Source organism: Mycobacterium noviomagense (assembly GCF_010731635.1).
GTDB lineage: Bacteria > Actinomycetota > Actinomycetes > Mycobacteriales > Mycobacteriaceae > Mycobacterium > Mycobacterium noviomagense.
This window is the reverse complement of sequence record NZ_AP022583.1, coordinates 2,411,680-2,424,260: the sequence shown is the minus strand read 5'-3', so window position 1 is coordinate 2,424,260 and position 12,581 is coordinate 2,411,680. Positions and strand designations below refer to the sequence as shown.

General features: G+C 68.8%; 10 protein-coding genes and 1 pseudogene. 9 read left to right on the top strand and 2 right to left on the bottom strand.

The genetic code is table 11. From position 1 onward, the window contains the following. Positions 1-8: 8 nt before the first annotated feature. Together groL and G6N15_RS11115 are read right to left on the bottom strand one after the other, a co-directional pair. Positions 9-1,631 (bottom strand): chaperonin GroEL, encoded by a 1,623-nt coding sequence (gene groL, locus G6N15_RS11120; protein ID WP_083087784.1) that lies wholly within the window; start codon positions 1,629-1,631, stop codon positions 9-11. Between the two features lie 203 nt (positions 1,632-1,834). After that, positions 1,835-2,536 carry a M24 family metallopeptidase gene (locus G6N15_RS11115; protein ID WP_083087785.1) on the bottom strand — a complete coding sequence of 234 codons (702 nt, stop codon included), beginning with the start codon at positions 2,534-2,536 and terminating at the stop codon, positions 1,835-1,837. A 55-nt stretch (positions 2,537-2,591) separates the two neighbouring features. Here G6N15_RS11115 and G6N15_RS11110 point away from each other — a divergent pair, with 55 nt between their 5' ends. From G6N15_RS11110 to G6N15_RS11070, 9 genes and pseudogenes are all read left to right on the top strand, one after another. Next, positions 2,592-3,086, top strand: coding sequence for a cupin domain-containing protein (locus G6N15_RS11110; RefSeq protein WP_083087786.1), 495 nt, complete (start codon positions 2,592-2,594; stop codon positions 3,084-3,086). Positions 3,087-3,164: 78 nt separating this feature from the next. Next, positions 3,165-3,311 carry a hypothetical protein gene (locus G6N15_RS11105; protein ID WP_163747863.1) on the top strand — a complete coding sequence of 49 codons (147 nt, stop codon included), beginning with the start codon at positions 3,165-3,167 and terminating at the stop codon, positions 3,309-3,311. Positions 3,312-3,483: 172 nt separating this feature from the next. Next, the gene (locus G6N15_RS11100; RefSeq protein WP_083087787.1) at positions 3,484-4,758 is read left to right on the top strand and encodes an ISL3 family transposase; all 1,275 of its coding nucleotides are present in this window, start codon (positions 3,484-3,486) and stop codon (positions 4,756-4,758) included. Between the two features lie 6 nt (positions 4,759-4,764). Next, positions 4,765-6,333, top strand: a pseudogene (locus tag G6N15_RS11095) (DEAD/DEAH box helicase); the annotation flags it as partial. Between the two features lie 70 nt (positions 6,334-6,403). Continuing rightward, positions 6,404-7,327 carry an SDR family NAD(P)-dependent oxidoreductase gene (locus G6N15_RS11090; RefSeq protein WP_083087816.1) on the top strand — a complete coding sequence of 308 codons (924 nt, stop codon included), beginning with the start codon at positions 6,404-6,406 and terminating at the stop codon, positions 7,325-7,327. A gap of 11 nt (positions 7,328-7,338) precedes the next feature. Continuing rightward, on the top strand, positions 7,339-8,550 hold the full coding sequence (moeA, locus tag G6N15_RS11085; protein WP_083087817.1) for a molybdopterin molybdotransferase MoeA: 1,212 nt from the start codon (positions 7,339-7,341) through the stop codon (positions 8,548-8,550). A 9-nt stretch (positions 8,551-8,559) separates the two neighbouring features. Then, positions 8,560-9,270, top strand: a complete 711-nt coding sequence (locus tag G6N15_RS11080) for a phosphatidylserine decarboxylase (RefSeq protein ID WP_083087789.1) — start codon at positions 8,560-8,562, stop codon at positions 9,268-9,270. Next, positions 9,270-10,130, top strand: coding sequence for a CDP-diacylglycerol--serine O-phosphatidyltransferase (pssA, locus tag G6N15_RS11075; RefSeq protein ID WP_083087818.1), 861 nt, complete (start codon positions 9,270-9,272; stop codon positions 10,128-10,130). The genes G6N15_RS11080 and pssA overlap by 1 nt, the downstream gene beginning before the upstream one ends. Further along, positions 10,127-12,277, top strand: coding sequence for an AAA family ATPase (locus G6N15_RS11070; RefSeq protein WP_083087790.1), 2,151 nt, complete (start codon positions 10,127-10,129; stop codon positions 12,275-12,277). Before pssA ends, G6N15_RS11070 begins: the two co-directional genes overlap by 4 nt. Positions 12,278-12,581 lie beyond the last annotated feature (304 nt).

Genomic DNA, 12,581 nt, shown 5'->3' with positions numbered 1-12,581 from the left:
GATAGGACTCAGAAGTCCATGTCGCCCATGCCGCCGGCGCCAGGAGCAGCTGCCTTCTCCTTCTCCGGCTTGTCGGCGACGACGGCCTCGGTCGTCAGGAACAGCCCCGCGATCGATGCCGCGTTCTGCAGCGCCGAACGGGTGACCTTGACCGGGTCGGCAACGCCGGCCTTGAGCAGGTCCTCGTACTCGCCGGTCTGCGCGTTGAGACCGTGACCCGCCGGCAGGTTGCGCACCTTCTCGGCGACAACCCCGGGCTCCAGACCTGAGTTGAACGCGATCTGCTTCAGCGGAGCCTCCAACGCCACCTTGACGATGTTGGCACCGGTGGCCTCGTCGCCCTCGAGCTTGAGCTCGTCGAGCGCCGGAGCCGCCTGCAGCAGCGTCACACCACCACCGGCGACAATGCCCTCCTCGACGGCGGCCTTGGCGTTGCGCACCGCGTCCTCGATGCGGTGTTTGCGCTCCTTGAGCTCGACCTCGGTGGCGGCACCGGCCTTGATCACCGCAACGCCACCGGCCAGCTTGGCCAGCCGCTCCTGCAGCTTCTCGCGGTCGTAGTCCGAGTCGCTGTTCTCGATCTCGGTGCGGATCTGGGCCACCCGACCGGCGATGGCGTCGGAATCACCGGCACCTTCGACGATCGTGGTCTCGTCCTTGGTCACGACCACCTTGCGGGCGCGGCCCAGCAGCGACAGGTCGGCATTCTCCAGCGTGAGGCCGACCTCTTCGCTGATGACCTGGCCGCCGGTGAGGATCGCCATGTCCTGCAGCATCGCCTTGCGGCGGTCACCGAAGCCGGGTGCCTTGACCGCCACCGACTTGAAGGTGCCGCGGATCTTGTTGACGACCAGGGTGCTCAAAGCCTCACCCTCGACGTCCTCGGCGATGATCAGCAGCGGCTTGCCGGACTGAATGACCTTCTCCAACAACGGAAGCAGGTCTTTGATCGCCGACACCTTCGAGCTGACGAGCAGGATGTACGGGTCCTCGAGGACGGCTTCCTGACGCTCGGCGTCGGTGACGAAGTAGCCCGAGATGTAGCCCTTGTCGAAGCGCATACCCTCGGTGAGCTCGAGCTGCAGGCCGAAGGTGTTGGACTCCTCGACGGTGATCACGCCCTCGTTGCCGACCTTGTCCATCGCCTCGGCGATCAGGTCACCGATCGACTGGTCGCCCGCGGAGATCGCCGCGGTGGCCGCGATCTGCTCTTTGGTCTCGACCTCCTTGGCGCCCTTGAGCAGCGTCTCGGTGACCTTCTCGACGGCCTTCTCGATGCCCCGCTTCAGACCCAGCGGGTTGGCGCCGGCCGCGACATTGCGCAGGCCTTCTTTCACCAACGCCTGGGCCAGCACGGTGGCCGTCGTCGTGCCGTCACCGGCGACGTCGTCAGTCTTCTTGGCGACTTCCTTGACCAGCTCGGCGCCGATCTTCTCGTACGGGTCCTCCAGCTCGATCTCCTTGGCGATGGACACTCCATCGTTGGTGATCGTGGGAGCGCCCCACTTCTTCTCCAGGACGACGTTGCGGCCCTTGGGCCCCAACGTCACCCGTACCGCGTCCGCGAGGCTGTTCAGGCCCCGCTCGAGGCCCCGGCGGGCCTCCTCGTCGTACGCAATTATCTTGGCCATTGCGAAGTGATTCCTCCGGATCGGGGATGACACGTCCTGGCCGGGTGCAGTGCCCGCGACGGACGACCAGTATCTCGGTCTCACCGTCCCGACCTAGCACTCACCGGTCGCGAGTGCCAAGTCATTCTTAGCACTCGCCCATGCCGAGTGCAAGAACGGGCGGCGCCCAAACCGCCGGTTCTGTCGACGTCGAACCGGCCGGCTCAGGGCAGGTCGAGCAGCTGTTCGTAGAAACCGCCGAAGCGGCGGGCCGGGTCGATCAGATGGATCTCGAGGATCCAGTGACAGACCCGACCGTGGGGATCCGTGCGCCTCATCGGCTTGTCCGACCCAGGCGTGATGTACCACTGCGCTCCGTTACCGACGATCTTTCTGTGCGGAAACTCGCCGAGGAGATGACCGGCGATCGGGCTGCCCCATTCGAAACCTTCGTCACGAGCCACCTGGACGACGTGATCGAAAAGCTCGGCGCCGGTGACGTACGGGACAGCGTCGAAGTAGTCACGCCCGGCTTGCCACACCCGCGGCAGGGCATCGCGAATGGCCAACTTGAAAGGATCGTCGTTCAAAACGAAGGTGCGCCCGAAGTCGGCTTCCCACTCCTCGAAGACCGGCCCGAGGTCCAAGAACACGATGTCGCCGTCGCCGATCACCCGATCCGGCGGGTGCTCGGGGAAAGGTTCCAGAGTGTTCTCGCCGGCCCTCACAATGCGCCGATGCCAGTGGCTTGTCACTCCGAACATCTCCGCCGCCAAGTCGCGGATCTCGTCGGACAACTGCCGCTCGCCGACACCGGCGCGAACCATCTCGCGACGCTCGATCTCGTCGAACAGTTGCGCCGCCTTGTGTTGTGCATCGAGAAGCCGTTTCGCGCGCACACTTTCGTCGAGGACCGGCTTGTCCACGCCGACGATGCTACGGCCCGGGGATGCCCGGCAGCCGGTCCGGCAGACTGGAGCGATGTCCCTTGTCGTGCCGCCGTATCCCCAACCCCGCTACCTCGACGACGAGCCGGAAGTCAGCGCCTGGCTCAAGCGTGCGGACGAACCACCGGACTACGAGACCCCCGGCGTCGAATACCACTACTTGGCCAACCAGCAGGCCACCGCCGGCGACTACGGCCTCTACCGCGTCAATATCGCCCCGGCCGCCGGCGGTCCCGGCCCGCATTTCCACCGGGCGATCTCCGAGGCCTTCTTCGTGCTGTCCGGGACGATGAAGCTCTACGACGGCAACGACTGGGTGGACGGCCATCAAGGCGACTTCCTCTATGTGCCGCCCGGCGGGATCCACGGCTTTCGCAACGAGGCCGACGACCCGGCGTCGATCTTGATGCTGTTCGCGCCGGGCGCTCCGCGCGAAGCGTACTTCGAAGGCTTCTCGGCATTGGCCGACATGACGGACGAAGAACGCCGGGAGTGGTTCATCCTGCACGACAACTTCTGGGTCCAGTAGCCACACTGCGCGTCCTGCGAAGATGCATGCCCCGATGTCCTTGCCCTACAATGCATCTCGATCAGAGGGGGGTTTCGGGTGCGGGCAAACGATGCGCCCAGCACCCGAGCATTGCGGGGCTGGCAGCGGCGGGCGTTGGTGCGGTATCTGACCGCAAAGCCGCGCGACTTCCTGCTGGTCGCTACTCCCGGAGCGGGTAAGACCGCGTTTGCTGGCTCTTCGTGAATGAGAGTGCACCGGTGGCTGGCGGATATCCACGTGAAGACGTCGTGTCGCTGAGCTGAGGTGGGACCTCGGCGGGTGACGATTCGGGTTCCTACACTCGCCCACCACCGCACCGAGGTGACCCGTGCCTGAGGCTACCGCCTGCCCACCGTCTGTTGTTGCCGACACGATCATGCGCACCATCGAGTTGGGCGTGACGATCACCGATGCCGCCGTTGATGAGAAACAGACGACCATCTTTTGCGCGCCGGTGACCCGCAATCCGCGTTGCCCGGACTGCGGGCATGACGGCAGCTACCGCGACACGATTACTCGACCGTTGACCGATCTGCCGGTGGCCGGCTATCCGCTGGTGTTACACGTGGCGGTGCCCAGATACCGCTGCACCACGGCCGAGTGCGGCCGTACGGTGTTCAATCAGGATCTGGGCCAGCTGGCCGCGCCACGCGCCTCGACGACACGCCGGTGTGCTCGGTATGTGTTGCGGCGGTTGATGGTTGATCGCACCACCATCTCAGCGATCGCCGCCGAACTGGGGGTGTCCTGGCATACCGTCAGCTCCATCGCGATGCGCGCCGTCGAGGCGTTGGTGGCCGCTGCCGGGCCGGAGCGGCTGAGCGGGGTGCGGGTGATCGGGGTCGACGAGCACCGCTGGGCACCCCGACGAATCGGCCCGGAAGGCTTTGTCACGCTGATCATCGACCTCACCGCGGTGCACGACAAGACGGGTCCGGCGCGGCTGCTCGACATGGTCGAAGGACGATCAGCGACCGCGCTGGCCTCGTGGCTGGCCGCCCAACCCGCCGAGTTCGCCCAGGGTATTGAGGTGGTGGCGATGGACGGGTTCGCCGGCTATAAGACCGCGGCCGCGGCGGTGGTGCCCGATGCGGTCACGGTGATGGACCCCTTCCACGTCGTCGCGTTGGCCGGGGCCAAGCTGGATTTGATCCGCCAGCGCATCCAGCAGCAGACACTTGGGCGGCGTGGCCATACCGGGGATCCGCTGTATGGGATCCGGCGCATCGCCCGCACCCGCACAACCCTTCTCTCGGCGCGCCAACACCACAGCTTGACCGGGGTGCTCGACGCCGACGAGCACATCGCTGTCAAGGTCGCCTACGTGATCTACCAGAAGATCATCGCCGCCTACGCCGACCCCAACCGCCGCCGCGGCAAGCAAGCGATGACCAGCTTGATCGACTCGATTCGCCGCGGCGTGCCCGCCGGGCTAGAAGAGATAGCCCAACTCGGCCGCACCCTGTGGCGCCGCCGCCATGACATCCTGGCCTTCTTCGACCACCACGCCTCCAACGGACCCACCGAAGCCATCAACGGCCGCCTAGAAGCCCTGCGCCGCAACGCCCTTGGATTCCGCAACCTTGTCCACTACCGATGGCGATCACTGCTGCACAGCGGCGCACTCCACACACTCGTCAATGCACTGTGAATTACGAAGAGCCCGTTTGCTCTGCGCATCGCCGCAGAACTACTGGCCGACCGCAGCGTCGACACGATCACAGTGGTGGTGCCCACCGAACACCTCAAGACACAGTGGGCGCTGGCAGCGGCCGCCGACGGACTCGCACTGGATCCGCGCTTCAGCAACGCCGCTGCGCACACCTCCTCCGAATACCACGGCATCGTCGTCACCTATGCCCAAGTCGCCAGCCACCCGCCCCGCCATCGGGTGCGCACCGAAAGCAGGCGCACCCTGGTGATCTTCGACGAGATCCACCACGGCGGCGACGCCAAAAGCTGGGGCGACGCCACCCGGGAAGCGTTCAGCGACGCCACCCGGCGGCTGGCGTTGACCGGCACGCCTTTTCGCAGCGACGACGCCGCTATCCCGTTCGTCGACTACGCGCCCGACGGCGACGGCCTGCTGCGGTCGGTGGCCGACCACACCTATGGGTATGCCGAGGCGCTGGCCGACGGCGTGGTGCGCCCGGTCGTGTTCCTGGCCTACTCCGGGGAGGCCCGGTGGCGAAACAGCGCGGGCGAAGAGCACGCCGCGCGGCTCGGCGAGCCGCTGACCGCCGAGCACACCGCCCGGGCATGGCGCACGGCGCTCGACCCGGCCGGCGAGTGGATGTCGGCGGTCATCTCCGCCGCCGATACCCGGCTGCGGCAGTTGCGCGACAACGGAGTTCCCGACGCCGGCGGCATGGTGATCGCCTCCGACCACAAGGCCGCGCGCGCCTACGCCGGATTGCTGACCACGATCACCGGCGAGGCGCCGACCGTGGCACTGTCCGACGACCCGAAATCCTCAGACCACATCTCGCAGTTCGCTGCCAGCACCAGCCGCTGGCTGGTCGCGGTCCGCATGGTGTCCGAGGGAGTCGACGTGCCGCGGCTGGCCGTCGGAGTCTACGCCACCAGCGCATCGACTCCGCTGTTCTTCGCGCAAGCCATCGGCCGGTTCGTGCGCTCGCGCCGCCCGGGCGAAACCGCCAGCATCTTTCTGCCCTCGGTGCCGCCGCTGCTGCGGTTGGCCAGCGAGCTGGAGGCGCAACGCGATCACGTTCTCGGCAAGCCACACCGGGATGCACTCGGCGACGAGTTGACCGCCGCCAACCGCCACCGAACCGAGCCGTCCGAGACCGGCAACGGGTTTACCTCGCTGGGCGCGGACGCCGAACTGGACCAGGTCATCTTCGACGGCGCCTCGTTTGGAACCGCAACCCCAGCTGGCAGCGACGAAGAGGCCGACTACTTGGGGATCCCCGGCCTGCTGGACGCCGAGCAGATGCGAAACCTGTTGCGGCGCCGCCAGGAAGAGCAGCTCGCCAGGGCGACCGCGAGCGGCGCGGCATCCGCGCCGGTTGCGCCACACCGGCGGCTGCACCAACTGCGCCGCGAGCTCAACCAGCAAGTCGCGCTGGCGCACCACCGCACCGGCAAGCCGCACGGCTGGATCCACAACGAGCTGCGCCGAATCTGCGGTGGGCCGCCGGTGGCCGCGGCGACCAGCGATCAGCTCAAGGCGCGCATCGAAGCCGCGCGGAAACTGACCGCCTAGCACAATCGGGGCCCAGCCTGCCCGTGCCCGCGGCTCGGCTCGTCGCCGAGTGGTCGGTATCGTCTCGGCCATGGGCGCTAACGGCAAATGGTCCGCCGCCGACGTGGCGGACCAGAGCGGCCGCGTCGCGATCGTCACCGGCGCCAACACCGGAATCGGCTACCACACCGCCGCGGTGCTCGCCCAGCGGGGCGCGCGCGTCGTGCTGGCGGTACGCGACCTGGAGAAGGGCAACGTCGCGCTCGCGAAAATCGTCGCTGCCAGTCCCGGCGCCGACGTCACGCTGCAAGAGCTCGACTTGTCTTCGCTGGACTCGATCCGTGCCGCTGCCGAAGCGCTGCGCCGCGCTTACCCGCGCATCGATCTGCTGATCAACAACGCCGGCGTGATGTATACGACCAAGCAGCTCACCCGCGACGGCTTCGAGCTGCAGTTCGGCACCAACCATCTGGGCCACTTCGCGCTGACCGGGCTGGTGCTCGACAACCTGCTGAAAGTCCGCGGGTCGCGAGTGGTGACGGTGAGCAGCAACGCGCACCGCTTTCGCGCGTCGATTCACTTCGACGACCTGAGCTGGGAGCGCCACTACGACCGGGTCGCCGCCTACGGGCAGTCCAAGCTGGCCAATCTGCTGTTCACGTACGAACTGCAGCGGCGGCTGGCCGCGAAGAAGGCGCCCACGATCGCCGTGGCCGCGCATCCAGGTAGCTCCAGCACCGAGCTCACCCGCAACCTGCCCATCGTGCTCAAACCCGCCGTCGCCGTGTTCGGGCCGCTGGTGTTTCAAAGCGCCGCGATGGGTGCGCTGCCGACACTGCGGGCGGCCACCGATCCCGACGCGCAGGGCGGCCAGTACTACGGCCCCGACGGTTTCGCCCAGCAGCGTGGATATCCCAAGCTCGTGGAGTCCAGCGGGCAATCCCACGACGAAGAGCTGCAGCGCAGATTGTGGGCCGTGTCCGAAGAGCTCACCGGCGTCACGTTCCCAGTCTGATGCCCGGTCTGATGCGGTCAGTCGAGGAACACCAGCGCGTCGTCGCCGACCTGATCACCGCCCGGCGCGCCACCGCCACCGGGCTCGCCGAAGCGCTGGGCCTGGTCCTGGCCGACGACGTCGCCGCCCCGCTGTCGCTGCCGGTGTTCGACAACTCCGCGATGGACGGCTACGCGGTGCGGGCCGACGACATAGCCTCGGCGGCGTCGGATAACGCCGTGAAACTGCCTGTGGCCGAAGACATTCCGGCCGGGCGCACCGACATCCCGACACTGCAGCCAGGCACCGCGCACCGCATCATGACCGGTGCTCCGATGCCGGCCGGGGCCACCGCCGTGGTTCCCGTGGAGAACACCGACGCCGGCACCGAGACGGTGGCGATCTACGCGCCCGCCCCGGAGGGTCGCCACATCCGCCGCGCCGGTGAGGACGTCACCGCGGGCACCACGGTGCTGCGAGCCGGGCAACTGGTCACCCCCGCGGTGGTCGGGCTGGCCGCGGCGCTGGGGTTGGCCGAGCTGACCGTGCTCCCGCGGCAGCGGGTGCTGGTGATCTCCACCGGATCGGAGCTGGTGTCGCCAGGCACGCCGCTGCGGCCGGGCCAGATCTATGAATCCAACGCGGCAATGCTGGCCGCCGCGGTCCGCGACGCCGGCGCCAGGGTCGTCGCCACCCCGACCGCCGGCGACGACGTCGCGCAGTTCGCCGCGGTACTCGATCGCTACGCCGCCGAGGCCGACTTGATCATCACCAGCGGCGGGGTCAGCGCGGGTGCCTACGAGGTGGTCAAGGACGCGTTCGGCCGGGCCGGCGACCAAGGCGTGGAGTTCGTCAAGGTGGCGATGCAGCCGGGGATGCCGCAGGGCGTCGGCCGGGTGGCCGGCACGCCGATCGTCACGCTGCCGGGCAACCCGGTCAGCGCGCTGGTGTCCTTCGAGGTGTTCATCCGGCCCGCGCTGCGCACCGCGATGGGGCTGCCCGCTGCGGATCGGCCGCGCCGGTCGGCGGTGCTCACCGAGACGCTGACCTCGCCGAGCGGCAAGCGCCAGTTCCGTCGCGGCGTGCTCGACGCCGCCGCGGGCACCGTCACCAGCTACGGCCCGCCGGCCTCGCACCATCTGCGCTGGCTGGCGTCGGCGAACTGCCTGCTGGACATCCCCGCGGAAGTCACCGAGATACCGGCTGGATCGCAGGTGGAAGTTTGGGACCTGTCGGCTCCGTAAGATGACCGCGTGGCACGACGCCCCCGCCCCGCCGGAGACGACCTGAAATCCGGCCCGCAGCGCCTCCTCGCGTTGCTGCGCTCGACGATTCCACCGGTGCACCGGGCCGGTCTGCCGTTCATCGGCGCGGGGCTGGCAGTGGCCGTGGCGGGACGCCGTCACCGCTGGGCGCGCCGGACGGGGTTGCTGACCGCCGGCGCCTGCGCGGGGTTGTTCCGTCATCCGCGGCGAGTGCCGCCCACCCGGCCGGGTGTCGTCGTCGCGCCCGCCGACGGGTTGGTCTGCCTGGTCGACACCGCGGCTCCGCCCGCCGAACTCGGCCTACCCGACGCGCCGCTACCCCGGGTCAGCGTCTTCCTGTCGCTGCTCGACGCCCACGTGCAGCGGGCGCCGGTCAGCGGCGAGGTGGTCGACGTGCAACACCGGCCAGGCCGCTTCGGCTCGGCCGACCTGGCTGCGGCCAGCGAACACAACGAGCGCACCAGCATGCTGCTTCGCACCGAGAACGGTGCACAGATCGTCGTCGTGCAGATCGCCGGGCTGCTTGCCAGGCGCATCGTCTGTGACGCGCAGGCCGGCGACAAGCTGTCGATCGGCGACACCTACGGCTTGATCCGGTTCGGTTCGCGACTGGACACCTACCTTCCCGCGGGAGCCGAGCCGCTGGTCAGTGTCGGGCAGCGGGCCCTCGCGGGTGAAACCGTGCTGGCCGAACTGTGATCACCGCCAAGCCCCGCGGCAGGCCGTCGGTCAACCTGCGCATCCTGCCCAGCTCGATGAGCGTGCTGGCGATCTGCGCGGGCCTCACGTCGATTCGGTTCGCGCTGCAAGGCCAGCCGCATGCCGCGATGGCGCTGATCGTCGCGGCCGCCATCCTCGACGGGCTGGACGGGCGGGTGGCGCGCTTCTTCGACGCCGAGTCGCGGATGGGCGAGGAGATCGACTCGCTGGCCGATGCGGTGAACTTCGGGGTGGCGCCGGCGATGGTGGTCTACGCATCGCTGCTGTCCGCATCGCCCGCGGGCTGGGTGGTGGTGTTGTTGTATGCGGTGTCGATCGTGCTGCGGCTGGCGCGGTTCAACGCGCTGCTCGACGACGCCACCCTGCCGGCCTACACCCGGGAGTTCTTCGTCGGCATGCCCGCCCCGGCCGGTGCGATCGCGGTGCTCGGGCCGCTGGCCGCCAAACTGCAGTTCGGCGGCGGCTGGTGGAGTTCCCCGTGGTTCGTCTGTGCCTGGGTGGCAGCGTGTTCCCTGCTGGTGGTCAGCCGGCTCCCTATGAAGAAGATGCATGCGGTTGCGGTGCCGCCGAACCTGGCCGCGCTGCTGCTGGCGGTGTTGGCGATCGTCGCCGCGGCCGCATTCCTGTTTCCCTACGTGTTGGTCATGGTGGCCATCGCGGCCTACCTGTGCCACATCCCGTTCTCGGTTCGCAGCCACCGCTGGCTGGCCGAGCATCCCGAGGTCTGGGGCGAGCGGCCCAAGCAGCGGCGCGCCGTGCGCCGGGCGATCCGCCGGGCCCAGCCCAACCGCCGCTCCATGGCGCGGCTGGGCCTGCGCAAGCCAGCCGGCCGGACATGACGCCCCCACGGCTGACGCTGACCGCTCGGCTGAACACCTCGCCGGTGGACTCCCGGCGCGGAGTCGTCAGGCTGCACCCGAAAGCTATTGCCGCCCTTGGCATTCGGGAATGGGATGCGGTGTCGTTGACCGGGTCGCGGACGACAGCGGCGGTCGCCGGCATAGCGGGAGCAGACACGCCGGTCGGCACGATCCTGCTCGACGACCTGACGCTGTCCAATGCCGGACTGCGCGAGGACACGCAGGTGATCGTCGCCGCGGTGACCGTGTATGGAGCGCGGTCGGTGACGCTGAGCGGCTCACCGCTGACCACCCAGTCCGTCGCCCCGGCCACGCTGCGGCAAGCCCTGCTGGGCAAGGTGCTCACAGTCGGCGACGCGGTATCGCTGCTGCCCCGCGATCTCGGGCCCGGCACCTCGGCTTCTGCCGGCAGCCGAGCGGCTGCCACTGCGCTGGCATCGGCAGTCGGTATCAGCTGGACCTCCGAGCTGCTCACCGTCACCGGCGTCGACCCGGCCGGGCCGGTGAGCGTGCAGCCTAACTCGTCGGTGAGCTGGGGAACCGGTGTGCCGGAAGCCGCCCAACAACCAACCGTTCGCCCCGTCAGCGTCGACGACCTCAAGGGCATGCACGCGCAGGCGGCCAAGCTGACCGAGTGGCTCAAGCTCGCGCTCGACGAGCCGCACCTGTTGCAGACCCTGGGCGCCGACGCCCGGCTCGGCGTGCTGGTGTCCGGTCCTGGGGGCGTGGGCAAGGCGACGCTGGTGCGCGCGGTATGCGGCGGTCGCCGGCTGGTGGAGCTGGACGGCCCGGAGGTCGGCGCGCTGGCCGCCGAAGACCGACTCAAAGCGGTGACGTCCGCGACCGCATCCGTCCGCGACAACGGCGGAGTCCTGCTGATCACCGACATCGACGCGCTGTTGCCAGCCGCCGTCGAGCCGGTGGCCACCTTGATCCTGGCCGAACTGCGCGCGGCGATCGCCACCCACGGTGTGGCGTTCATCGCCACCTCCGCCGTGCCGGACAACCTCGACACCAGGCTTCGGGGACCCGATCTGTGCGACCGGGAGCTCGTCGTTCCGCTGCCCGACGCCGCCACCCGCGCCGCACAACTGCAGGCGCTGCTGCAGTCGGTTCCGACAAGCAACCTCGACTTCGACGAAATCGCCAGCCGCACACCGGGATTTGTCGTAGCCGACCTGGCCGCATTGGTGCGTGAGGCCGCGCTGCGGGCAGCGGCGCGAGCCAGCGCCGACGGTAAACCGCCGGCCCTGACCCAAGACGACCTGATGGGCGCCTTGCAAGTGATCCGGCCGCTGTCCCGCTCGGCCGAAGAGGTGGCGGTCGGCAGCATCACGCTCGACGACGTCGGCGACATGGCCGACACCAAACAGGCGCTGACGGAGTCGATGCTGTGGCCGCTGCAGCACCCCGACACCTTCGCCCGGCTCGGCATCGAGCCGCCGCGCGGGGTGCTGCTCTATGGCCCACCGGGCTGCGGCAAGACGTTCCTGGTGCGCGCACTGGCCAGCACCGGGCAACTGTCCGTGCACGCCGTGAAAGGCTCCGAGCTGATGGACAAGTGGGTGGGCAGCAGCGAGCGAGCTGTTCGTGACTTGTTTCGCCGGGCCCGTGATTCGGCGCCCTCCCTGGTGTTCCTCGACGAGGTCGACGCGCTGGCGCCGCGGCGCGGCCAAAGCTTCGACAGCGGTGTCAGCGACCGGGTGGTGGCCGCGCTCCTGACCGAGCTCGACGGCATCAATCCGCTGCGCGACGTCGTCGTGCTGGGCGCCACCAACCGACCGGAGCTGATCGACCCCGCGCTGCTGCGACCGGGGCGGTTGGAGCGGCTGGTGTTCGTTGAGCCGCCGGACGCCGCGGCGCGCCGCGACATCCTGAGCACCGCGGGCAAGTCGATCCCGCTGGCCGCCGACGTCGACATCGACACCCTGGCCGCCGAGCTCGACGGCTACAGTGCCGCAGACTGTGTGGCCTTGCTGCGGGAGGCCGCGCTCGCCGCGATGCGACGCTCCATCGACGCCGCCGACGTCACCGTCGACGACGTGGCGGCCGCGCGGGAAAAGGTCCGGGCCTCACTGGATCCGCTTCAGCTCGAGTCGCTGCGCGCATTCGCCGCCTCGCCGTAGCTCACCAGCAGCGCGCGCGCCGCCACCGCGACGTCGTTCTCCCCATACAGCTCCTCCGCGAAAGCTCGGCCCCGGCTGATGCAGCGAACAGCTTTGTGCGCCAACGCATACACTGATCTCCAATTCAACCCGACATTCGGCCGGGCCGGTAGACTGCCGAGCAGTCAAGGCCAGAACCGACAGCGACAGCTGGGACATCACCGAAGGCGTCGGCGCCACAGCGCCGGGCGTGGCGCGCACCGCGGAATCGGAATGCGAGTGCACGCTGTTCACCGACCCATACCCGTAATCGTTCATCGATGCT

What these genes read in the sequence shown, in the direction of transcription:
- groL (WP_083087784.1), bottom strand. Translation starts at nt 1,631, where the DNA reads ATGGCCAAGATAATTGCGTACGACGAGGAGGCCCGCCGGGGCCTCGAG.
- G6N15_RS11110 (WP_083087786.1), top strand. Translation starts at nt 2,592, where the DNA reads ATGTCCCTTGTCGTGCCGCCGTATCCCCAACCCCGCTACCTCGACGAC.
- G6N15_RS11100 (WP_083087787.1), top strand. Translation starts at nt 3,484, where the DNA reads ATGCGCACCATCGAGTTGGGCGTGACGATCACCGATGCCGCCGTTGAT.
- G6N15_RS11090 (WP_083087816.1), top strand. Translation starts at nt 6,404, where the DNA reads ATGGGCGCTAACGGCAAATGGTCCGCCGCCGACGTGGCGGACCAGAGC.
- moeA (WP_083087817.1), top strand. Translation starts at nt 7,339, where the DNA reads ATGCGGTCAGTCGAGGAACACCAGCGCGTCGTCGCCGACCTGATCACC.
- G6N15_RS11070 (WP_083087790.1), top strand. Translation starts at nt 10,127, where the DNA reads ATGACGCCCCCACGGCTGACGCTGACCGCTCGGCTGAACACCTCGCCG.